Genomic DNA, 787 nt, shown 5'->3' on the forward strand with positions numbered 1-787 from the left:
CTTTAGACGCGCCGGAAGGTGAGATAGGCGGAGCTTCGCCCTTCCCTGCGTGCCTTGGCCTCGTAGCGCGTGCTCGGCCATCCCTCATAGGGCGTCAGCCAATCGGAAGCCGCCTCTGCCGTCCACTCGAAGGCTGCGTGATCGCGGCAGTGCAACAGCGTCCAGTTGACATAGGTATCGATATCCGAGGCGAAGCAGAACACGCCGCCGGGCTTCAGCACGCGGGCGAAGCGATCGAGATTGACCTTGGAGACGAAACGGCGCTTCCAGTGTTTGCGCTTCGGCCACGGGTCCGGATAGAGCAGGTCGATCTGGTCGATCGACGCGGCCGGCAGCCAATCGAGGACCTGGGTGGCATCGTCGTCATAGAGCCTGACGTTGCTGACGCCGCGCTCCTCGATATGACCGACAAGCTTGGCCATGGAATTGACGAAGGGTTCGACGCCGATGAAGCCGGTCGACGGCGCTTCGGTCGCACGGTGGATCAGGTGCTCGCCGCCGCCGAAACCGATTTCGAGGCGCATGCGGTCCACGCCCTGCGGATAGAGGGTCTTCAGGTCCGCCGGAGGCGGGCTCGAAAGGTCGAGCTTCAGGGTCGGCAACACGGTTTCCAGATGCGCCGCCTGCCGCTCGCGCAACGGCTTGCCCTTGCGGCGGCCGAAAAAGGCCTCGGTTGCTCTGGCGCGGCGCGGTTCGGTCATGTCGTCTTTCCCTTGGTCATACCGATCTGGATCAGGCCAACCCAAAATCAAAATGAACGAAGCGGGCGCTCCTTGTCGGAGCGCCC

The 787-nt window shown here is 63.7% G+C and carries 1 protein-coding gene; it reads right to left on the bottom strand.

Annotation, left to right across the window (positions count from 1 at the left end):
• Nucleotides 1-2: 2 nt before the first annotated feature.
• On the bottom strand, nt 3-701 hold the full coding sequence (trmB, locus tag ASE71_RS32065; RefSeq protein ID WP_060519789.1) for a tRNA (guanine(46)-N(7))-methyltransferase TrmB: 699 nt from the start codon (nt 699-701) through the stop codon (nt 3-5).
• Nucleotides 702-787 lie beyond the last annotated feature (86 nt).

Origin of the sequence: Ensifer sp. Root954, from assembly GCF_001429005.1 — a bacterium.
In the GTDB taxonomy this organism is placed as follows: Bacteria; Pseudomonadota; Alphaproteobacteria; order Rhizobiales; family Rhizobiaceae; genus Ensifer; species Ensifer adhaerens.